Annotated in this window: 18 protein-coding genes and 1 pseudogene; 11 read left to right on the plus strand and 8 right to left on the minus strand. The window is 29.2% G+C overall.

What is annotated here, in order from left to right; translation table 11 throughout:
- The 5 genes from R3X25_RS12355 (at nucleotide 1) to R3X25_RS12375 (ending at nucleotide 6,883) form a co-directional block, all read left to right on the plus strand.
- A complete protein-coding gene (locus tag R3X25_RS12355) occupies nucleotides 1–789 on the plus strand; it encodes a carboxypeptidase-like regulatory domain-containing protein (RefSeq protein WP_317675228.1) in 789 nt (262 codons plus the stop codon).
- A complete protein-coding gene (locus R3X25_RS12360) occupies nucleotides 773–1,540 on the plus strand; it encodes a hypothetical protein (protein WP_317675229.1) in 768 nt (255 codons plus the stop codon). The genes R3X25_RS12355 and R3X25_RS12360 overlap by 17 nt, the downstream gene beginning before the upstream one ends.
- Nucleotides 1,541–1,624: 84 nt before the next feature.
- Nucleotides 1,625–2,122: a DUF6702 family protein gene (locus R3X25_RS12365; RefSeq protein ID WP_317675230.1), complete on the plus strand. Its 498-nt coding sequence runs from the start codon at nucleotides 1,625–1,627 to the stop codon at nucleotides 2,120–2,122.
- 66 nt (nucleotides 2,123–2,188) lie between these two features.
- The gene (locus R3X25_RS12370) at nucleotides 2,189–4,456 is read left to right on the plus strand and encodes a M1 family metallopeptidase (protein WP_317675231.1); all 2,268 of its coding nucleotides are present in this window, start codon (nucleotides 2,189–2,191) and stop codon (nucleotides 4,454–4,456) included.
- Between the two features lie 174 nt (nucleotides 4,457–4,630).
- Nucleotides 4,631–6,883, plus strand: a complete 2,253-nt coding sequence (locus R3X25_RS12375; RefSeq protein ID WP_317675232.1) for a M1 family metallopeptidase — start codon at nucleotides 4,631–4,633, stop codon at nucleotides 6,881–6,883.
- A 148-nt stretch (nucleotides 6,884–7,031) separates the two neighbouring features.
- Here R3X25_RS12375 and R3X25_RS12380 read toward each other — a convergent pair whose 3' ends face one another.
- From R3X25_RS12380 to R3X25_RS12395, 4 genes are all read right to left on the minus strand, one after another.
- Nucleotides 7,032–8,819: a RagB/SusD family nutrient uptake outer membrane protein gene (locus R3X25_RS12380; protein WP_317675233.1), complete on the minus strand. Its 1,788-nt coding sequence runs from the start codon at nucleotides 8,817–8,819 to the stop codon at nucleotides 7,032–7,034.
- Between the two features lie 20 nt (nucleotides 8,820–8,839).
- Nucleotides 8,840–12,301 (minus strand): TonB-dependent receptor, encoded by a 3,462-nt coding sequence (locus R3X25_RS12385; RefSeq protein WP_317675234.1) that lies wholly within the window; start codon nucleotides 12,299–12,301, stop codon nucleotides 8,840–8,842.
- A gap of 165 nt (nucleotides 12,302–12,466) precedes the next feature.
- On the minus strand, nucleotides 12,467–13,666 hold the full coding sequence (locus R3X25_RS12390; RefSeq protein ID WP_317675235.1) for a FecR family protein: 1,200 nt from the start codon (nucleotides 13,664–13,666) through the stop codon (nucleotides 12,467–12,469).
- A 169-nt stretch (nucleotides 13,667–13,835) separates the two neighbouring features.
- Complete coding sequence (locus R3X25_RS12395) at nucleotides 13,836–14,447, minus strand: sigma-70 family RNA polymerase sigma factor (protein WP_317675236.1); 612 nt, start codon at nucleotides 14,445–14,447, stop codon at nucleotides 13,836–13,838.
- A 477-nt stretch (nucleotides 14,448–14,924) separates the two neighbouring features.
- On the opposite strand from R3X25_RS12395, the gene R3X25_RS12400 reads away from it, so the two are divergent.
- A complete protein-coding gene (locus R3X25_RS12400) occupies nucleotides 14,925–15,296 on the plus strand; it encodes a hypothetical protein (RefSeq protein WP_411556581.1) in 372 nt (123 codons plus the stop codon).
- Nucleotides 15,297–15,337: 41 nt separating this feature from the next.
- On the opposite strand, the gene R3X25_RS12405 is transcribed toward R3X25_RS12400, so the two are convergent.
- Nucleotides 15,338–16,474 (minus strand): cysteine desulfurase family protein, encoded by a 1,137-nt coding sequence (locus R3X25_RS12405; RefSeq protein WP_317675237.1) that lies wholly within the window; start codon nucleotides 16,472–16,474, stop codon nucleotides 15,338–15,340.
- An 84-nt stretch (nucleotides 16,475–16,558) separates the two neighbouring features.
- Here R3X25_RS12405 and R3X25_RS12410 point away from each other — a divergent pair, with 84 nt between their 5' ends.
- Nucleotides 16,559–17,515 (plus strand): hypothetical protein, encoded by a 957-nt coding sequence (locus R3X25_RS12410; RefSeq protein ID WP_317675238.1) that lies wholly within the window; start codon nucleotides 16,559–16,561, stop codon nucleotides 17,513–17,515.
- A 4-nt stretch (nucleotides 17,516–17,519) separates the two neighbouring features.
- On the opposite strand, the gene R3X25_RS12415 is transcribed toward R3X25_RS12410, so the two are convergent.
- A complete protein-coding gene (locus R3X25_RS12415; RefSeq protein WP_317675239.1) occupies nucleotides 17,520–18,077 on the minus strand; it encodes a DNA mismatch repair protein MutS in 558 nt (185 codons plus the stop codon).
- Between the two features lie 72 nt (nucleotides 18,078–18,149).
- Between R3X25_RS12415 and R3X25_RS12420 the strand changes: the two genes are divergently transcribed.
- The 4 genes and pseudogenes from R3X25_RS12420 to R3X25_RS12435 all read left to right on the plus strand — a co-directional run bounded on the left by R3X25_RS12420 (nucleotide 18,150) and on the right by R3X25_RS12435 (nucleotide 20,186).
- Complete coding sequence (locus R3X25_RS12420) at nucleotides 18,150–18,782, plus strand: hypothetical protein (protein WP_317675240.1); 633 nt, start codon at nucleotides 18,150–18,152, stop codon at nucleotides 18,780–18,782.
- A gap of 136 nt (nucleotides 18,783–18,918) precedes the next feature.
- Nucleotides 18,919–18,990, plus strand: a pseudogene (locus R3X25_RS12425) (CD225/dispanin family protein); the annotation flags it as partial.
- Between the two features lie 145 nt (nucleotides 18,991–19,135).
- Nucleotides 19,136–19,510, plus strand: coding sequence for a DUF2752 domain-containing protein (locus R3X25_RS12430; RefSeq protein ID WP_317675241.1), 375 nt, complete (start codon nucleotides 19,136–19,138; stop codon nucleotides 19,508–19,510).
- A gap of 4 nt (nucleotides 19,511–19,514) precedes the next feature.
- Nucleotides 19,515–20,186: a PrsW family intramembrane metalloprotease gene (locus tag R3X25_RS12435; RefSeq protein WP_317675242.1), complete on the plus strand. Its 672-nt coding sequence runs from the start codon at nucleotides 19,515–19,517 to the stop codon at nucleotides 20,184–20,186.
- Between the two features lie 8 nt (nucleotides 20,187–20,194).
- On the opposite strand, the gene R3X25_RS12440 is transcribed toward R3X25_RS12435, so the two are convergent.
- Both R3X25_RS12440 and folE read right to left on the minus strand, forming a co-directional pair.
- Nucleotides 20,195–21,025 (minus strand): phosphatase PAP2 family protein, encoded by an 831-nt coding sequence (locus R3X25_RS12440; protein ID WP_317675243.1) that lies wholly within the window; start codon nucleotides 21,023–21,025, stop codon nucleotides 20,195–20,197.
- An 81-nt stretch (nucleotides 21,026–21,106) separates the two neighbouring features.
- On the minus strand, nucleotides 21,107–21,793 hold the full coding sequence (gene folE / locus R3X25_RS12445; RefSeq protein ID WP_317675244.1) for a GTP cyclohydrolase I FolE: 687 nt from the start codon (nucleotides 21,791–21,793) through the stop codon (nucleotides 21,107–21,109).
- Nucleotides 21,794–21,819: the final 26 nt, after the last annotated feature.

Below are 21,819 nucleotides of genomic sequence, written 5' to 3' on the forward strand. Positions count from 1 at the left end.
ATGAAAACAACAACCAACTTATTTCTATTTCTATTTTTTTCTATTAATACTTTTTCGCAAGAATCTAAACTTGTTGAAATTGAAGGAATAATTACTTCATCAAATAAAGCAATTAGCAACATTCATATTGTTAATTTAACTAAAGGTTTTGGAGCAATAAGTGATGATGATGGAAATTTTAAATTAATGGTTGAAACTAACGATGAAATCTTATTCTCATCAATTCAATATGAAACAAAAAGAATTATAATCAATAAAACTTATTTTAAAAGTAAACTAATAACCGTTAAGTTAACACCTGCTGTTACCATTTTAGATGAAGTTTTTTTACATGGTTTATCTGGAAATTTAACTGCTGATATTTCTCAAGTACCAATAGACACTATTCCTAAAGCAAATTTTACTTTTGACAAACAAGATATTTATAGATTTAAAAAATCATACACAACACATTACGATAAAACACCTAATTCTTTAGCTTTTACAGACCCTACATTTATGGGTGGTGGAATTGGTGGTAGTGCTTCTATACCAGATTTTAGATTAATTAAAGAGCAACGATTAAAACGAATGCTAAAAAAGAAAATGAGTTTTTCACAAAGACTTATTTCAGAGTTTGGAATGGACTTTTTTCTAAAAGATTTAAAAATAAATAAAGATAGTATTGAACTTTTTATTAACTTTTGTGAAAATAAAAATCTATTTTCGGTCTATGAAAGTAATCAAAAATTAAAAGCAATTGAAATATTAACTGAACAACGAAAAAAATTCTATGAACTCAATCATTAAAATTCTTCTTTTAATCTCATTTTTCTTTATTTCTATAGTTTCAAAGGCACAGGATAAAGAAACAATTCTATTTGGTAAAGTTAAAAACGACACCTTGCTATTAGAAAATATTTTAGTTGTAAATATTAGAACTAATCTTGGTACTTCAAGTTTAAAAAATGGTGAATATTATATTAAAGCCAAGTTAGGTGATTCAATATATTTTAAATCTTTAACACATAAAAACAGAAAAGTTAAAATAACTGAAAACCATATTGAAAAAAGATATATTGAAGTATTTTTAGAACCTCAAGTAAATGAATTAGAGACTGTTAACATTTCTAGCTCCATAAAAGTTGATTTAGACAATGTTTATAGAGATAAAAATATGGTTTTAGATAACGATGCTAGGTATTATGCTTCGCCTCCAAGTGTTCTAAATCAAGTAGATCCTAATGCTGGGCAAGCTGGTGTTGATATGTTAGGTTTATTAGTAAGAGGTATTGATGCACTTTACTTTAAAAAGAAACGAGAAGAAAAACGCGATTTTGCTGTTATTGAAAGAAAAAAAACGTTGTTTGTAGATAATATTGTTTACAATTATGGTGAGAAATTTTTTAAAAGAGATTTAAAAATTCATAAAGATAAAATATATCAATATATAGATTATTGTGATGCTAAAGGATTAGGAGAATATTATGATAAAAGTGAAATTGAAATTAAAAACTTTCTTGTAATTCAGAGTAACGAATTTAAAGCACTTCAACAGTAATGTACTATAAATAAGAAACTAAATAGTTGCTTATTGTAGTAGCGACTTAACTTTAAAAAATTGCATCGCAGTACAAATACAAAAATGAATCGTTCAAAAATCTTTTTTCTAATACTACTTATTCCTGTATTTGCATTTACTATGCACAAATATTATGTAAGTATGTGCGAAATTGAATATGTTAAAGAAAAGCAATCTGTTCAAATTATTTTAGGACTTTTTATTGATGATTTGGAAGTGTCTCTTAATAAAATTCACAATACAGAATTAAATTTAGCTACAAATGAAGAATTTAAGCAAATTGACTCATTGTATATTCAATATCTTGAAAAACATTTTCAATTAAATATTAACAACCTCCCAAAAAAATATTCTTTTATTGGTAAAGAATATAACTCTGAAATTGTTCACTTTTATTTAGAAATAAGCAATATTTCAGAGTTAAATCAATTCGAAGTTAAAAACACTTGTTTATTCAAAGATTTTGAAGATCAAAAAAACATTGTTAAATTAAAAGTAAACAAATTCCATAAAACATTTTATTTAGACAATAAAAACCCTAAAGGTTTGTTAAATTTTTAGAGTTTTAAATAATTTTTTGTTAAAAATTAAGTATTTTCGAATCTTCAAAATTCAAATATTTTTTTAATGAAAAGAATTCTACTTTTTGCAATTACTTCAGTTTTTGCAATTACTTCGCTTATTGCACAAGACACAGAATTAAAAAAAGAAAAACAAGCCAGTCATTACAACACAAGTAAGTTTAAACAACTTCAAGAGCTATTACCTACGCCAAATAAACAACACACAGCTTCTGGCGCTCCTGGTTATGAGTATACTCAACAACAAGTTGATTATGTAATGGATATTGTTTTAGACGATGAAAACAGAAAACTATTTGGTAAAGAAACCATTACATACCATAATAATTCAAAAGATGTATTGGAATATTTATGGGTTCAATTAGATCAAAATATGAGAGCTCCAGACTCTAAAACCCCTGAAGTTAGCGGTGGTGGACCAAGTGTATTGTATTCTCCAACAAAATTTGCAGGTGAATTTATGGGGAAACCGTTTGATGGAGGTTTTAAAATTGACTATGTTAACGATATACAAAACAAACCGTTAGATTATATGATTAATCGTACTATGATGCGAATTAATTTACCCAAACCTTTAGCTTCTGGCGAAAAGTTTGTATTCAAAATTAAATGGTGGTATAACATTAATGATTACACTTCATTAAGAGGTCGTTCTGGGTATGAACCTTTTCCTGATGGAAATAATTTATATGTAATTGCGCAGTTTTTCCCACGTTTAGCAGTGTACAACAATGTAGAAGGTTGGCAAAATATGCAATTTTGGGGACGAAGTGAATTTGCGTTAGAATTTGGAAACTATCAGGTAAATATTACTACTCCAAAAGACCATACTTTAAATGCAACTGGGGTTGTACAAAACCCTAAAGATGTTTTTACCAAGAAACAATACAAAAGATATGCTGATGCTAAAAATCATTTCGACAATCCGGTAATGATTGTAACACCTGAAGAAGCAAAAGAGGCTGAAAAAGGGTTTTCAACAAAAACTAAAACTTGGAAATATTACGCTGAAAACGTACGAGATTTTGCTTTTGCTTCATCAAGAAAATTTATTTGGGATGCAATGGCTGTTGATATAAATGGAAAAACTGTAATGGCTTATTCTCTATATCCAAACGAAGGTAATCCATTATGGGAAGAACATTCTACAAGAACCGTAGCCAATACTTTAAAAGTATATTCTGAACATACTTTTGATTATCCATACCCACAAGCAACTTCAGTAAATGCAAAACAACAAGGTATGGAGTACCCTATGATTTGTTGGAATTTTGGTAGACCTAGAAATGGAGTATATACTAACAGAACTAAAAAAGGAATGATTGGAGTTATAACACACGAAGTTGGGCATAACTTTTTCCCTATGATTGTAAATTCTGATGAACGTCAATGGACGTGGATGGATGAAGGAATTAATTCTTTTGTTGAAATTTTAGCTGAATATAAGTACGATTCTGAATTATTTCCTTTAGAAAAATACCCTAAAAACATTGTAGGTTACATGAAAGGAGACCAAAGTAGATTATCTCCAATTATGTCTCAAGGTGATAATGTTTTTAACTTTAGCCCAAACGCTTATTCTAAACCTGCCGCTGGTTTATTTATTTTAAGGCAAACTATTATGGGACCAGAATTATTTGATTATGCATTTAAAACATATGCAAAACGCTGGAAATTTAAACATCCAACGCCTGCAGATTTCTTTAGAACAATGGAAGATGCTTCGGCAATGGATTTAGATTGGTTTTGGAGAGGCTGGTTTTATACAACAGGAAATAATGATATTGGTATAAAAGAAGTTAAAAAATACTATGTAACCGATAAACCTACTGAACGTGCTGAAAACATGGCTAAACGTTATGGAATAACTGCAGACCAATTGCCACCATCATTATATTTAGTTTCTGAAAGTAGTGATGAATTTTCTGAAGAACTAAAATCTAAAAAACCTGAAGATTATACTGTTTTAAGTGATTATATTGATAAAAACTTCAGTTCTAATGAAAAAGAAACTATTAAAGCTCCTAAATATTTCTACGAATTAACTTTTGAAAAACCTGGTGATTTAGTAATGCCAATTGTAGTAGAATTTGAGTTTGAAGATGGAACTAAAGAACGTAAACAATATCCTGCTCAAATTTGGAGATTGAATGATAGTGAAGTTACCAAAGTATATCCTTCATCAAAAGCAATTAAAAAAATTACTATTGACCCTGACGAACAAACTGCTGATGTAGATTTAACAAACAACAGCTGGCCTAAAAATACAGAAACTAAATTCGATAAGTTCAAAAAAAATCAAATAAAAGGATAATTAAAAAAGGTTATATCAAAAGTGAAATTTTCATCAACCTAAACTTGGTTTTGGTTCGCATAGTGACTGATTATCAATATAATGAGATTCTGAAATAAATTCAGAATTACGGCTTTTAATACTTTTAGACAATCTTAATAGTTTTTCTAAAGCTCCATAAACTAAATAAAACTTATGAAATACTTTTATCAAATTTCAATAGTAACATTACTTATTTCATTTTCATCTTTTGCACAAGAAAAACAAAAGAGTCATTACAATACCAGTAAATTTAAACAACTTCATGAGTTGTTACCTACTCCAAACTCACAACACACAGCTTCTGGAGCTCCAGGTTATGAATATTCTCAACAACAAGTTGACTATAAAATGGATATTGTTTTAGACGATGAAAATCAACGTATTTATGGAGAAGAAACAATTACGTATCACAATAATTCAAAAGATTATTTGGAATATTTATGGCTTCAACTCGATCAAAATAAAAGAGCTAAAAACTCTAAATCTCCTGAAATAGCAGAAAATAGAACAAATACGCTATACTCACCTTCTAAATTTGCTGAAAAATTTATGGGTAAAGGGTTTGATGGCGGTTTTAAAATAGAGTATGTAAAAAATATTGACAATTCAAACGCCTCGTACATGATTAATCAAACCATGATGCGTTTAAATTTAGACAAACCATTAGCGCCTGGTGCTAAACATTTGTTTAAAATAAAATGGTGGTACAACATTAATAACCATGTAACCCAAGGTGGAAGGTCTGGTTTTGAACATTTCCCTAAAGACAATAACAATAACTATGTAATTGCCCAATTTTTTCCAAGACTATGTGTTTATAATAATGTTGAAGGTTGGCAAAATATGCAGTTTTGGGGACGCAGTGAATTCGCTTTAGAATTTGGTAATTACGAGGTAAATATTACAACACCAGCAGATCATATGCTAGGTGCAACTGGTGTTTTGATGAATGAAAGTGAAGTACTTACCAAATCACAAAAAAGAAGATTAGACAAAGCTAGAGAAACTTACGATAATCCAGTTCTAATAGTTACACAAGACGAAGCTATAAAAACTGAACAACAAAAATCTAAAAAAACAAAAACCTGGAAATTTTACGCTGAAAATGTAAGAGATTATGCGTTTGCAAGCTCAAGAAAATTTATTTGGGATGCAATGGCTGTAGATATTAATGGAAAAACCGTAATGGCCTACTCCTACTATTCAAAAGAAGCAAATCCACTATACGGAGATCATTCAACAAAAGCAACAGCACAAGCTTTAAAAACGTATTCAAAACATACATTCGATTATCCTTACCACAAAGCTATTTCGGTAGATGGACAAATGGGAATGGAATACCCTCAAATTTGTTTCAATCCAGGAAGACCTAGACCTGATGGAACTTACAGCGATAGAACAAAATATAGAATGATTGGTGTTACCATTCATGAAGTTGGGCATAACTTTTTTCCAATGATTGTAAATTCAGATGAACGCCAATGGACTTGGATGGATGAAGGATTAAATTCTTTTGTACAAATGTTAGCACAAATGGAATATGAAGAAAATTATCCACTCTCTAGAGGTTTACCAAAAACAATTGTAAGTTATATGAAAGGTGACCAAACTAAACTAGCTCCAATAATGACTAAAGGTGATTATTTATATGAATTTGGTAACAACGCTTACGCAAAACCTGCTGCTGGTTTATGGATTTTAAGAAATACTATTATGGGACCAGAATTATTTGATTACGCTTTTAAAACGTACGCAAATAGATGGAAATTTAAACATCCAACACCTGCTGATTTTTTTAGAACAATGGAAGATGCTTCGGCTATGGATTTAGATTGGTTTTGGAGAGGTTGGTTTTATACTACTGGAAATAATGATATTGGCATTAAAGAAGTTAAAAAATATTATGTAACTGATAAGCCTACTAAACGTGCTGAAAATATGGCTAAACGCTATGGAATTACTGTAGATCAATTACCACCATCATTGTATTTAGTTTCTGAAAATAGTGAAGAATACTCTGAAGATTTAAAAAACAAAAAACCTGAAGATTATAGTGTTTTAAAAGATTTTATTGATAAAAACTTCAATTCTAATGAAAAAGAAACTATTAAAGCTCCCAAATATTTCTATGAATTAGTATTTGAAAAACCTGGAGATTTAGTAATGCCAATTGTAGTTGAATTTGAGTTTGAAGATGGAACTAAAGAACGAAAACAATATCCTGCTCAAATTTGGAGATTGAATGATAATGAAGTTACTAAAGTATATCCTTCATCAAAAGCAATTAAAAAAATTACTATTGATCCCGATCAAGAAACAGCTGATGTTGACACATCAAATAATAGCTGGCCAAAAAATACAGAAAGTGAATTTGATAAGTTTAAAAAAAATAATGTAAAAGGATAAACTTGATTAAATCTACAAAAAGGATTATGTAATATTATATATAAATTACATTACAAGATTTAATTGTTATTGTATAAATGAAAATAAAAAAGACCACTAAGAAATTAGCGGTCTTTTTATTAATAAACTAAACAAAAACTAATAAATATTATTCGTAGCCAGGATTTTCTACTAGTGCTGGACTTCTTTGTATTCTTTCTAAACCTATAGGAAAGTAGTAATGATGTTCTTCAAAAATTCTATCCCAACTATCAGTTGCAACTCCAGTAGTTGTTAAAATAATTTCATACATACCAGGATTATCATAGTCTTTGCGCCATCTAACTCCTGAATACTTATTTCCTTTACTTTCTCTTCTATCTAATTCAATATGCGCAATTCTCCATCTTCTTAAATCCCAATATCTATGCTGTTCAAAAGCTAATTCTACAGCTCTTTCATTTTGAATAACTTCCCAATTTATAGCAGGTTTATCTGGCATTAACACTCTACGTCTAACAGTGTTTAAGGCTTCTAAAGCTTCTCCATCCTTCTCAAGTGCATATGCTGCCTCTGCTAAATTTAAATAAATTTCACCAAGCCTAAAAACCATGTAATCTGTAGCACCTAACCCAAAACCATTTCCTACTTGATAATCCTCATTAGATCTTTTTTTGTTAAAAAATCCTGTTCTTCCTATATCACGAGATGGGCCTTTTGCTGGAGTATCAATTCCTTCAATATCACTTGTTTCTAAAACACCATTAACATATAAACCTTCGTGCATCCAAGTTGTTACTCCTCCATATTCTACCTCTGGTAAAAATATGTTAGCTCTACATCTAGGGTCTTTTTTTCCAATAAAATCTGCCATATCATGAAAAACACCTTCTACTAAAGTACTTCTATCTAATGTTCCTGGTGTACCATCAACATATTCATACATTTCAAATGTTTCCAAATATGTATTTAAAAAAGTGGTTCCATTTACAGATGCTGGAGCACACCAACGTTCCCAATCTTCAGATTTTTCACCTTCTCCTGTGAATACTTCAGCAAAAATAGTTTCGTTATTACCTTCTGCTTTAGTAAATAATTCATAATAAGAATTTTCTGCTTCTTCAAAAGTACTAGCGCCTGTTCCGTATAGTGCAAATGGTCCTTCATTAATAATTTTATTAGACGCATTATAAGATAATTGCCAAAACTTATCAGCATCACTTATTCCCAACAAACCATCTAATTGCATAGTACCAAATTCACCAATACTTCCGGCATACATCATAGCTCTACTTTTTAAAGCTAAAGCAGACCAAGAAGTTGCTCTACCCCAATCCATAGTTTTACCTTCAAGAAGGCTTTCTGCTATATCGCATTCTTCTGCAATAAAATCATAAACTTCTTCTTCAGAGTTTCTAGGTACAGATATTTCTTCAAAAGATTGTTCCAATATTTGTGGATCTTCAATAATTGGAATTCCTCCATATCTTTTTACTTTTTGGAAATATACCCAAGCTCTTACAAAATGTAATTCTCCTAAACGAGCCTCTCTATATTCTAATGGTAAAGTACTTTCTGTATTACTTAAAGCTTCAATTCCGGTATTTATATCTCGAACCAAATCCCATTTCCAATATTCATTAGATGTATTACCTGTTCCTTGTGATGAAAATGCTCCTTGGGTAAATGTATAACCTGTTGGCCAACTACCAAAAGCTCTAGAATAACCACCTGCACAAGCGTCTACAATTAATTGTCCTACATCTTCATTTCCTGCTCCTGGCAAAAATAAGGTTCGTGCAAATACATTTGCTACATAAAGATCTGTTAATGCTTCATCCTCCCAAACATTCTCTTCTGAAAAAATACCTTGAGCTGTTCTGTCTAATGGATCTTCACATGATGCCAAAATTCCTGTTAACACAAAAATTAAAGTGTATATTTTTATATTCTTCATTGTGATAATTTTTATTTTGTTTATAGTCCTATATTAACTCCTAAGCTTATGTTTCTTTGCAAAGGATAAGCTTTTAAACCGTCGGTTCTTAATTCTGGGTCAATTTCAAAAATACCAGTATCTTGGATAGTTAGTAAATTATAACCAGATATATATATTCTAGCTTTTTTAATTTTTACTTTTTCTAAGATACTTTTAGGGATATTATAACCCAGTGTAATAGATTTTAATCTAAGGTAAGTTCCATCTTTTTGATAAATATCGAGAATGTTTTTATTATGGGTGTTAAGTCCACCTGTATTAGGTGCTGGTAATTGAGCTGCTGAAGGGTTAGCGGCATTCCAAGCATAATCTGCTTGATATTCTAACGGTATTTGACCAATACTTGTACTTGCTGCAATTTCTTGACCACTCATTTGAACATCAAAATTTCCTGCTCCTTGCCAAAGCATACTAAAATCAAATGCTTTATAGTCGGCGTTAACGTTTAGACCAAAAAATAATTCAGGTGTTGCATTTCTACCAATAACTACTTGATCTCTCCAATCAATAGTTCCATCTTGATTAGTGTCAACATACTTAACATCTCCTAAGGTAGGTTCTCCAATACTTGGATCATAAATAATTTCATCACTATCAATTTCGTCTTGACTATCGTAAAACCCATCTGTTTTGTAACCAAATCTACGATTTGCCCATTGTTCATTAGTTTGATAAATTCTAGCATCATCAGGATCATTAGCATCAAATTCTCTTTCTACATTGTCTATTATTTTTTCTCTTGTCCAAGTAACATTAGCGCTTATATTTAGATTTAACTCGCCTATATTATTTCTATGGTTTAATACTAATTCAAAACCTCTATTGCTTCTAATCCCTGCATTTTCTTGAGGTAAATCTGCTCCAAAAGTATCTGGGTATTGATCTTGACGATCTCTTAAAATACCTGAACGTCTTCTGTAAAATGCATCAAACTCTACACCTAAAAGATTATCCCATAGCCTAGTATCAACACCAAAATTATATGTCTCCATAGTTTCCCATGTAATTGACGGATTTGCTAAACCAATAGTTTGTAAAGTAGAAGTAACACCCGTATTATTATATGCGTATGTATTTTCTCTTCCATTTCGAAGCTCATACCCTGTTAAATAATCAAAACTAGAAGTACCATCATATCCTAAGCTTGCAAATGAAGCTCTAAACTTTAAGAAATCTATAGTTTTAGAGTTACTTAAAAAATCCTCATTAGATGCAACCCAACCTAAAGATAAGCCTGGGAAATATCCCCAACGTGTTTCTTCAGGAAATTGGATATTGGCATCTGCTCTAAAAAGAGCCTCTACTAGATATTTATCTTTATAACTATAGTTTACACGTCCAATAATACCTTGTCGTCCTTCTTGCAGAGGTACCGCATTACCACTATCATCTAATAATAAATCTGAAGTAGTAACAGTACCTGTTGCTCCAAACAAATATGGAGTGTCTGAAGATAGAAGTTGTGTAACTTGAGAAGTAAAATAATATCTATCTACATACCTATTTTCTAAAATTGCCTTCCCTTCTATCTTATGATCATCAAATTGGTTTTTATAGTTAATTCCAATTTGAGTAGTGGTCTGCTTTGTTTCATTAGTTGTAGATCTCACATAATCATCTGAAGTTGTAAACCTTGGAGTACTTTCTCCAGTTTCATAATTATAATCATACGTAGTGAAAGGAGTTCTTGTTAATTGATTTAATGAATTAACTGTCTGATGAGCTAATGTTCCAAAAACACTTAATCCTTCTACATATGGTAATTTATAATCAAAACTAAGAACAGCGTCAAATTGTCTACTTTCGGTATTATCTATACCTGTTATTGCCTGTGTTGAATAAGCTACTGCATTAGTTTCTAAATTGTGAGCAGCTGTAAGTGTTCCATCTGGATTTTGCTGAACCGTAGGATCCATAGATGTTATGTGATCAAAAATTCTATAATAACCATCATCATCTCCATCTCTACCACTTGGAGTTTCATTATCGGATTCTCTATATTTAAGATTAACTCCTACATTTAGTCTTTCGGATACTTTAATATCTATAGTTGCACCTATGTTGTATCTTTTAAATTGACCGTCTCCCGACTCTAAAATAGATTTCTGGTCTAACTTACCAACTGAAGCAAAGTATTTTACAAAATCAGATCCTCCTTGTATATTAAAATTATGCTGTTGCATAGCAGACCAGTCTTTCAGTACAACATCTTGCCAATCTGTACCTTTATATCCTTCTTCCGTTCCTGCTTCATATTTAGCTATATCTTCATCTGAAAAAGTTAAATCTGCTACAGCTACTCCTTCTAATAGTTCCGCTTGTTGCTGATATCTAGCATAATTAGCTGCATTAGCTACTTTAGGTAAAACTGTTGGTTGTTGAAAAGTGTAACTTCCAGAATAATTTATTTTTGGCGCCCCTACTTTTCCTCTTTTAGTTGTTACTAAAATAACTCCATTACCTGCTCTTGCTCCATAAACTGCTGCTGAAGCATCTTTTAATATAGAAATTGTTTCTATTTCATTAGGGTCTAGTTGCTGGTAATCTCTTGGTACACCATCAACAATTACTAAAGCACTTCCAAATCCTCTAATACTAACACTAGATTGATCTCCTCCTGGTTGCCCATCGTTTTGAGAAACTACTACTCCAGGTAAACGCCCTGACAACATTGCTGTAGTGTTGGTTGTTGGCACTTGGGTAAGTTCTTTTGCTTTTACAGTAGCAATTGAACCTGTAATTGTTTCTTTTCTTTGAGCTCCGTATCCTACTATTACAACTTCTTCTAAACTAGCAGCATCTTCTACTAATATTATATTTAAAGTTTTTTGATTATTAACAGTTACTTCTTGAGTTACAAAGCCTATATAGCTTACAATCAATATGGCATTACTATCTTTAATTTCAATAGAAAACTTTCCGTCAAAATCTGATTGTGTTCCATTTATAGTTCCTTTTTCTAGAATGCTGGCACCAGGCAAAGGAAATCCAGACTCGTCAACAATAGTACCACTTATTGGAATAGGCTCTTGCTTTATTATTGGATTTACTAAAGCTTGCTTTATCTCTATGGCTTTTTTTGCTTTCAAAATAATTTGTCTGTCAACAATTTTATAGCCTATTCGAGTACCAAAAAACACTTTTTTTAATACTTTATCAATTGCTGTTTTTTTTGTTTGAATACTGATTTTTTGATTAATTAACAATTCTTCCTTACTGTAAAAAAATCTGTATTCAGTTTTAGATTCAATTTCTTGAATAACTTCAATAATTGAAGCATTTTTCATGTTTAAATCAATCTTTACTTTTTGAGCATATCCTGTTGTTGCTTGTAAATTAAATAATGTGGAAATAAACAACAGAAAGAAAAGTCTCATTTTAAGATCAATTTTTAATGGAATGAAAGAATATCCCATTAGTAGGTTCGATAATTTTTTCATAATTTCGTTTTGATTTTAAGTTGATTCTATAATTCTTTTAATCACTATTAATTGAGGAAAGTGTGGCAGCACTTTCCTTTTTTTTTATTACTATTTTATTTCATATTTATAATTTTTTTTATTTCTAGGTTAAACATTAGGTGTACTAAATTCATTTATTATAAATCAAGGTAAAATTGTAACTTGATTTTTATTTATTGTATAATTAAATCCTGAATGTTCTTTAAATACATTTAAAATTTGATCTAAAGATTCTTTGGAAAATGTTCCTGTAAATACTTTTCTATTTAGTTCTGGAAAATTATTAGTTATAGAAACATTAAAATGTCTTTCTAATTCTTTAACAATTACATCAAATCGATCATTTATAAATATCAATTTTCCTTCTTTCCAAGATATATATTTATTTACGCTTACTTTATTAACCTCAATAATACCATTCTCTAATACTGCTCGTTTTCCAGGTTTAATTATAATTGGAGTATCTCCTTTATCATTATTAGACTTATAAACGCCTACACTTCCTTCAACTAAAACTGTAGAGGTATTATTTTCATCTTTATAACTAGAAACATTAAATTCTGTACCGTAAACCTTTGTATTCATATCATCTGTTATAACCGTGAAAGCTCTTGAATTGTCTTTGGCTACTATAAAATAAGCTTCTCCATCTAAAAAAACGTCTCGTGGTTTATCTTTAATAAAATTAATTGGATATCTTAACTTTGTGCCTGAGTTTAAAAAAACATGAGATCCATCTGACAAAATAAGTTCAAACTTTTTACCATATGGTACAGCTAATTCATTATAAACTAAAGTTTCAGTATTTTTACTTGAATTACTTGAGTACGAAAGTGAGGCTTGAGTCTTTTTTATAATTGTTTGTCCTTTTTTGTCTGTTAATACTTCTGTAGAAACTTCATCTAAATATTTAATTGTCCCATCTTGCATCTCTAAAGTTATTCTAGGTTCAGTAATTTCAGGAATATCTTTAAGATTATTAAATATACCTGAATAATAAATGCTATAGGAAAAGACTATACCTATAACTAAAATTGCTGCTACCTTTTGAAAATTGTTTGATAATTTCTTAAAAAATGAAATTTTATAATTATCGTTGGGCACTTCTCTTTTTTGAACAATAAATTGCCACATCTCATCAAAATCTTTTTTTGGTAGTTCTTTTTCATTTTCATGAAGGAGCTGAATAGCGTAAGATGCTTTTTGAATAACTTGTTTTTTCTCGGGGTGAGCAGATAACCAATTATTCCAAAAATTAATTGTCATTTCATCAGGATTCAATACCCATTTCTGGAAATATTCATCCTTAATAAAATCTTCTTTTTTATAATCAATGTATCTCATCTACACTTAAATAATTCTTTTGAAAAACAAACGTCTATACTTACTAGAGAAGATAATTTAATTTTTACCCCATGTATTTTTTATTATTTTAAAAATAATACAGGTATTTTTATGGAAATAATAAACGAAAACGTTTCAGAAATGTATAAATAGTAAATGTGAAGATTTTTTAAAAATTCTTTTTAAGGCTTTTAATGGCTCTATCCATTAATTTATATGCTCCTTTTTTACTTAAAGCCATAATTTGAGTTATTTCATTATAACTTAATTGAGCATTATACTTAAGGTAGAGTATTTCTCTCTGTTTACTTGTAAGTTTAGAAATTGCTTTGTTTAGTAATTTTTTTTGATTGTCAAAATTCTGCTTTTCTATAAGTTTTCTTTCTGTAGATTTTGAGCATAAACAATCTTCTGCTTCATTATCTTCTGGAATACTTATATTCCTCCTATTCTTACGTAATTCTGAAATTAATTTTCTCCTAATTGAAGTATACAAATAAGATTTAATAAATTTTACTTTCCCAAGCTTCTCTTTATTATTCCATAATTCAACAAAAAGGTCTTGAATACAATCTTTAACCAAAGCTTCATTATTTACTATTTTCAATCCGTAATTATAGAGTGCAGAAGCATTTTTTTCATAAATAGTAGCGTAAGCTTTTCCATTACCAATTTGAAATTCATTCCAAAGTTGAAGGTCTCCAATTTCATTTGGAACTTTACTCTTATCAGTTTTTCTCGGAGAGAAATCTTCATTAGAAGTATGCTCTTTATGTAGCAAGTTTAATATCAAAAAAAGGCTTGGTTAAGCTTATTATTGTACTAAAGTATAAAAAAATCTTAACAAAAGATTAAAAAAACACAAAAACATCTTTTAATACTTTTTATACAATCTTAATAGTTTTTCTAAACTTCCATAAACTAAATAAAGCTTATGAAATACTTTTATCAAATTTAAATAGTAACATTATTTATTTCATTTTCATCTTTTACACAAGAGAAACAAAAGAGTCATTACAACACCCGTAAATTTAAACAACTTTATGAGTTGTTACCTACTCCAAACTCATAACACACAGCTTCAGGAGCTACAGCTTATGAATATTTTTAACAACAAATTGACTATAAAATGGATATTATTTTAGATGATGAAAATTAGCATATTTATGGCGAAGAAACAATTACGTATCACAATAATTCTAAAGATTATTTAGAGTTTTTATGGCTTCAACTCTACCAAACTAAACTAGCTCCAATAATGACTAAAGGTGATTATTTATATGAATTTGCTAACAACGCTTACGCAAAACCTGTTGCTGGTTTATGGATTTTAAGAAATACTATTATGGGACCAGAATTAGTATTTGAAAAACCTGGAGATTTAGTAATGCCAATTGTAGTTGAATTTGAGTTTGAAGATGAAACTAAAGAACGAAAACAATATCCTGCTCAAATTTGGAGATTGAATGATAATGAAGTTACTAAAGTATATCCTTCATCAAAAGCAATTAAAAAAATTACTATTGATCCCGATCAAGAAACAGCTGATGTTGACACATCAAATAATAGCTGGCCAAAAAATACAGAAAGTGAATTTGATAAGTTTAAAAAAAATAATGTAAAAGGATAAATAAAAAAGCCACTTACTTAAGTTGAGTGGCTTTTTTATTATTAAATTTTTAATTCTTTTAATACTTTAATTACCGTATCTAATTCTTCTTTAGTATTAAACTTACTAAACGAAAAACGAATAGATGTTTTTTTAGCTTCATCTTCATTCAAAATAGTATTTAACACATGTGAACCTTTATTACTTCCACTTTGGCAAGCACTTCCACCAGAAACAGCAATACCTTTTAAATCAAGACTAAAAAGCATCATGCTATAATCTTTTGGAAAACGAACATTTAATATTATATAGCTACTTTTTGTAATATCTTCAGAAAAACCATTGAATTTAACTTCGTCTAAATTTTGTTTTAATTGAGCAATAAAATAGTTTTTTAAAGCTTGTATTTTAACAGTTTCAATGTTTATATTTTGATACGCAATTTTCAATGCTTCCTCCATACCTAAAATACTGTGCACATTTTCAGTTCCTGCTCTTGCTCCTCGCTCTTGCTCACCACCTAATAACAATGGTTGAATACCAATTCCATTTTTTATATACGCAAAACCAACCCCTTTTGGACCGTGAAATTTATGTGCACTAGCCGCAAAAAAATCTATTGGAGTTTGTTGTACATCAAAATTAAAATGTCCAACTGCTTGAACAGCATCTGAATGAAAATACGCATTGTTTTCAATACATAAATCTGAAACTTTTTGAATATTTAGAATATTTCCAATTTCATTATTTACATACATTAAACTTACCAGTTTTTTTGAACTATCTAACTTTAAAAAACCCTCTAATTGATTAAAATTTATAACTCCATTTTCATCTATATCTAACCATTTAACTTCAACGTTATAATTTTTTTCAATAAATTCAATAGTATGTAAAACTGCATGATGCTCAATTTTAGAAGAAATAATAGTTTTCACTCCTAAATTTTCAACAGCATTTTTTAAAATTAAATTATCTGCTTCACTTCCACCTGCAGTAAATACAATCTCATTAGGTGCTGCTTTAAAATGTTTTGCAATATTTTTACGTGCAGTCTCAACTAAACTTTTAGATTTTCGACCAATATGGTGTGTAGAAGAAGGGTTACCATACGTAGTTTTCATTAAATCGCTTACCAAATCAATAACTTCTGGCAACATTGAAGTTGTAGCTGCGTTGTCTAAATATATAGTTTTCATACTTCGCAAAATTATAAAATATATGTCTAGTTGTACCGTTGAATACTTTAAAAGTTTATTTTTGCTTTTTAATATACTATTCCAATGAAAAAAATATTAATTTATACATTGATTTTACTCACTTTTATTACATGTTCTGAAGGTGATATAGATATTCCTACATTTGATTTTGAAGATACTATAACTAGCTGTGATGATTCTGTTTTCTACATAACTAATGATGATGAAACTGAAGCTTTAGTTTTAACACTTTCAGATAGCGATTTTGAAGAAGTTGACGGAAATACTGAAACTATAAGTATTAGTACTAGTAATACTTTAGTGTATCGTATTTTTGAAAGCGAAATTGATAGTGATTATTTTTGTCAAGATGTTCCCCCAACTACACCAAGCGTTTTAAAAGAATATAATGCCGAAAGTGGATACATTACTATTACAACTACTGAAACTACTGATTTTGATGAAGATAGTGATGATATTGTGGTACAAACTAGAACTTTTGAACACGAAATTACCTTTCAAGATTTAGTTTTGTATGATGAGGACAATACTACGCTAACTTTTGAAACATTCGATTTTGGTGAAATAACAACTACTTATAGTAACAGTTCAACATTTGACTTTATTGATGAAACCTATTATTGTGGTGAATATACTATTTACCAAACTACTAATTATAATTATGAAGCTATTGTATTAACATTAACTTCAAATGATATTACAACTAACGTTGGAGAAACAACATATATTCTAGATCAAGAAGATAGAACTCTTTTTTACAGAGTTTTTGATGGAAGTATTGATGAAAATTATTTCTGTTCCAGTATTCCCGCTTCAAGTCCTTCTGTTGAAAAAGAGCTTTTTGCTAAAAATATTGATGAAGATACTGATATTACCATAACAATTAACACAAGTTTAGGTACAACAGCAAATGCTAATGAAGGATATACATATTTAATAACAGTATGTAATTTTATGTTTGTAGATGATTACGAAAATGTTGAATATGATTCTTATGAATTTAGTTTTGAAGTAGAATAAATTATTAAGGATTTTGTAAAATATAAACTTCTGTAGCACCTAAACCATATTTTTTAAAAGAAGCTTCTTGCCATTTTACAGGATATTTTCTAAACAAATAATCCAATTCAGTTTTTAAAACACCGGCACCAACACCGTGAATAAATACAACTTTTGGAATTCTATTTCGTATAGCAAATTCTAATTTATATTTTGCTGTATCTAATTGAATTGTTAACATATCAAAATTATCCATACCTCTTGTTGAGTCTGTTAAGCTTGTTATGTGTAAATCAACTTCCATTGGTGGCATTTTATCTGGCTTGTTATCGCTTTTAAATTTAGAAACAGACTTTTGTTTTACATCTACTTCTTTATTTAATAAATGCTCGTTAGCAATATCAGAATATCTAGCTAATTCATCTTGATTTTCTTTAACAAGAACAATTTCGTTATGCTTATATTCCATTGGAAACCCGTTTTCATCTTCAATAATAACAGTATTGTTAGTTAACTTTATAATATTTCCTTTTATTACATCATCAAGTACTGCAACAAAATCACCTACTTTTAAATCTTTCATTCTTAACTTTTAATTAATTTTATCGCAATATTATAGATACTGTGATTTGTTATTATTGCACAAAAGTAATATATGATTAATTCTGTTTCAAAAAGTACACAAGATTTTTTTGAAAAATCTTTTAGCTCATTAAATTTAGAAAACTCAAGAAAACAACTTTTAAAACAAATTGCTATTTATATTTCTAATGAAATTAGAACTAAAAATAAAATTAATTTAATTTTTATTTGTCCTGATAATAACATCCGTAGTCAAATTTCACAAGTTTGGGCAAGTTATGCTGCAGATTTTTTTAATTTAAAAAATATAACTTGTTTTTCTGGAGGAACTAACGTTACTTGCTTCAGTAGAAATACGGTTAAAACTTTACAACATGTTGGTTTTCAATTTCAAATACTCGAATTTTCTCATCAAAATCCACAATATTCAATTAGCTATAAAAATTGTACTAAACCAATTATTGGATTTTCTAAATTGTATGATAACCATTACAATCAAAAACCTTCCATAGCAATAATTACAAGCTCTAGCACTGAAAAAAATCACCCTTATATCACTAATAGTATTAAACATTTTAATTTACATTATATAAATGCAAAACAATTTGATAGTAGTTTATATAGGTCAGAAAAATATTTAGAAATTAATCAAGAAATTGCTGGTGAAATTTACTTTATCTTCAAAAAAATAAGTGAACTGCTATAATTTTTTGTATTTTCGATTACTTTAATAGCATAATTAATTTAAAATAAAAAAAAATGGATCAAAACAGACCAAAAAACTATTTAATCGAATCAATTTAGTAACTATTTTTTGTTGTTTACCTTTAGGTATTGTAGGTATTGTTTATGCAACTCAAGTAAATTCAAAATTTGATTCTGGTGATTTTGATGGTGCTATAAAAGCTTCAAAAGATGCTAAATCTTGGATGAAATGGGGATTAATTGGAGGTGCAATTGTTGTTGTTTTATACCTTGTTTTTATTTTTGCTCTTGGAGGTTTAGCTTTATTAGGATCAGGTGAATTTTAAAATATCAAAAAAAATAAAATATACAGGAATGCTTCTGCTAGGAATAGTTTTAGCATTCCTTTATTTTTCTATCAATCCATCAAACGTAGATTTTTTACCTAAATGCCCTTTATACCTAACAACTGGCATTTATTGCCCTGGTTGTGGAAGTCAAAGAGCTACACATCACTTACTAAATTTCAACTTTTTAGGAGTTGTACATCAAAATATTTTATACATTTTTGGCCTACTAATTTTAGCCTATCATAGTATTATTGAAGGTATTAACTTTATTTTTAAAAAAAATATTTACAATTATATTTACCATCCAAAAACACCTATTGTTATTCTTATTATTGTTATTCTATTTTGGGTTTTAAGAAACATTCCCTATGAACCTTTTAACTGGCTAGCTCCAAACTAAATTTATGACTGCATTTATAATTGCTGCAGCTCCTGTAGTATTCATAATAATTTACATTTATATAAAAGATAAATTTGAAAAAGAATCTAAACGAGTTCTTTTTTACAATTTTCTATTAGGAGCTATTTTAAGTATTTTAATTAGTACTTTATTATATTTTTTACAATCAAAATTATTTAGTCCAGCAGATGAATTTAGTGTTGTTGATCAATTTATTCAGGCATTTTTTGTTGTTGCACTTATTGAAGAATTTAGTAAATATATTCTAGTTTATTTAGGAGCTCAAAAAAGACCTTTTTTTAACGAACCTTTTGATGGAATTATTTATTGCGTAATGGTTTCTATGGGTTTTGCCTTTGTAGAAAATATTATGTATGTTCTAGACGGTGGACTTTACACTGCAATTTTAAGAGCTTTTACAGCCGTACCAGCACATGCAACTTTTGGAGTAATTATGGGCTATTTTATGGGTAAAGCTAAATTTTCTAATAAAAGAATACTTTGGAATCTAATTGGACTTTCGGCCGCAATTCTTTTTCATGGAGCTTATGACTTTTTCCTATTTATTCATTTTATACCGGGAATTTCAATTGGTGCTTTTGTATCGTTAATTATTGGAATTGTTTTATCACGAAAAGCTATAAAACACCATCAAAACGCTTCAAAATTTAAATAAGAAAAATTTTAAAAAGTACCTACAACACCAATAGTTCCAACTCCCGCTTTTAAATCCCATTTAACCATTTTCTCTTTTTTATGAAGATACATATTGTTTTTATGGAAAAAATTATCAATTCCATCTACAACAACAATACTAATTACACCTCCTAAAACCACATCTGTAAGCCAGTGTGCACCTTCCCATAAACGAGAAACTGGAGCAATTAACCCAACAGCATAAATTCCACTTTTTACCCAAATATTGTCAAATTGTTTAGCTATGGCATGTGAAGCTGTTATAGACAATATAGTATGACCAGATGGGAAGGAATGATAAGCAGGATCTTTACTAAATAATTTAAATTGATTGCTTCCAACACCTGCTGTTGGTCTAGCCCTACCAAACGCATTTTTAGATAGTGTTTGAATAAAACCAGTAGCTACAGCTGAAGTAACAATTAAAATTCCGGCATCTCTCCAAGCTTCATTTTTAGCTAATAAACCATAGCTATAAATTCCTGCAGTAATCATAAAAAAGTTTTGAGGACTTCCATAATACCAACCAATCTCCTTTAAAACTTGTGGCGCATCTTCTTCTTGATTTATAAAATATTCTGAAGTATCTTCATCGTACATATAAAGTATTGCAGTTCCAGCAGCTATTCCTCCAAATGTTAACCAATCATCTTTTTTCCATTTTAAAGGTTGTGTATAAGCATGTTTTAATCCTCCCCAAACTTTTACACCATCTTGTTTAACATCACTCCAAAGATTTCCTTTTAAATTGTGTTTTTCTTGTGAAATTGAGCTAGTTGCGTAGCAAAACAATACTATAGCTATTAAATATTTAGTCATTTTATAATTTTAAGAAAAAAAAATTACTTTATTTTTCAACAAAGTAATTTTTTAATATTTTAAATTTTACGTTTTCTATTTCTATTTAAAATCTGTATCCATTTTTATATAGTCTAAAAACTCTCTTTTAACTTGTGGATCTTTAAATTTTCCGCCAAATTCTGAAGTTACCGTACTACTATCAATATCTTTAATACCTCTAGAGTTTACACATAAATGTTTAGCATCAATAACACAAGCTACATCTTTTGTTCCCATTGCTTCTTGTAATGCTTGAACTACTTGCATAGTTAAACGTTCTTGAACTTGTGGACGTTTTGCAAAATAATCAACAATTCTGTTCATTTTAGATAAACCAATTACATTTCCATTTGAAATATATGCTACATGAGCTCTACCTACTATTGGTAATAAGTGATGCTCGCAAGTTGAATAAACTACAATGTTTTTTTCAACCAACATTTCGCCATATTTATAATTATTTTCAAATGTTGATAATTTTGGTTTATTAGCAGGATTCAAGCCTCCAAAAAGTTCATTTACAAAAGCTTTTGCAACTCTTCTTGGTGTACCTTGTATACTGTCGTCTTCTAGATCCATACCTAAAGTATCTAAAATATCTAGAACACTTTTTTCGATACGATTTCTTTTTTCTTCGTCTGAAATGTCAAAAGCGTCTGCTCTTAAAGGCGTTTTTGCTGAAGTACCTACATGGTTATCTCCAATTTCATCAATACTATTTGCCATATTATTTTTAGTTTCAAACATTTTATTTAGATTTAATAAAGATGCAA

It is taken from the genome of Lutibacter sp. TH_r2, assembly GCF_033101135.1.
Lineage (GTDB): Bacteria > Bacteroidota > Bacteroidia > Flavobacteriales > Flavobacteriaceae > Lutibacter.

Coding starts and splice junctions, on each gene's coding strand:
- R3X25_RS12355 (WP_317675228.1), top strand. CDS start 1: ATGAAAACAACAACCAACTTATTTCTATTTCTATTTTTTTCTATTAAT.
- R3X25_RS12360 (WP_317675229.1), top strand. CDS start 773: ATGAACTCAATCATTAAAATTCTTCTTTTAATCTCATTTTTCTTTATT.
- R3X25_RS12365 (WP_317675230.1), top strand. CDS start 1,625: ATGAATCGTTCAAAAATCTTTTTTCTAATACTACTTATTCCTGTATTT.
- R3X25_RS12370 (WP_317675231.1), top strand. CDS start 2,189: ATGAAAAGAATTCTACTTTTTGCAATTACTTCAGTTTTTGCAATTACT.
- R3X25_RS12375 (WP_317675232.1), top strand. CDS start 4,631: ATGAAATACTTTTATCAAATTTCAATAGTAACATTACTTATTTCATTT.
- R3X25_RS12380 (WP_317675233.1), bottom strand. CDS start 8,819: ATGAAGAATATAAAAATATACACTTTAATTTTTGTGTTAACAGGAATT.
- R3X25_RS12385 (WP_317675234.1), bottom strand. CDS start 12,301: ATGAAAAAATTATCGAACCTACTAATGGGATATTCTTTCATTCCATTA.
- R3X25_RS12390 (WP_317675235.1), bottom strand. CDS start 13,666: ATGAGATACATTGATTATAAAAAAGAAGATTTTATTAAGGATGAATAT.
- R3X25_RS12400 (WP_411556581.1), top strand. CDS start 14,925: ATGACTAAAGGTGATTATTTATATGAATTTGCTAACAACGCTTACGCA.
- R3X25_RS12405 (WP_317675237.1), bottom strand. CDS start 16,474: ATGAAAACTATATATTTAGACAACGCAGCTACAACTTCAATGTTGCCA.
- R3X25_RS12410 (WP_317675238.1), top strand. CDS start 16,559: ATGAAAAAAATATTAATTTATACATTGATTTTACTCACTTTTATTACA.
- R3X25_RS12415 (WP_317675239.1), bottom strand. CDS start 18,077: ATGAAAGATTTAAAAGTAGGTGATTTTGTTGCAGTACTTGATGATGTA.
- R3X25_RS12420 (WP_317675240.1), top strand. CDS start 18,150: ATGATTAATTCTGTTTCAAAAAGTACACAAGATTTTTTTGAAAAATCT.
- R3X25_RS12430 (WP_317675241.1), top strand. CDS start 19,136: ATGCTTCTGCTAGGAATAGTTTTAGCATTCCTTTATTTTTCTATCAAT.
- R3X25_RS12435 (WP_317675242.1), top strand. CDS start 19,515: ATGACTGCATTTATAATTGCTGCAGCTCCTGTAGTATTCATAATAATT.
- R3X25_RS12440 (WP_317675243.1), bottom strand. CDS start 21,025: ATGACTAAATATTTAATAGCTATAGTATTGTTTTGCTACGCAACTAGC.
- folE (WP_317675244.1), bottom strand. CDS start 21,793: ATGTTTGAAACTAAAAATAATATGGCAAATAGTATTGATGAAATTGGA.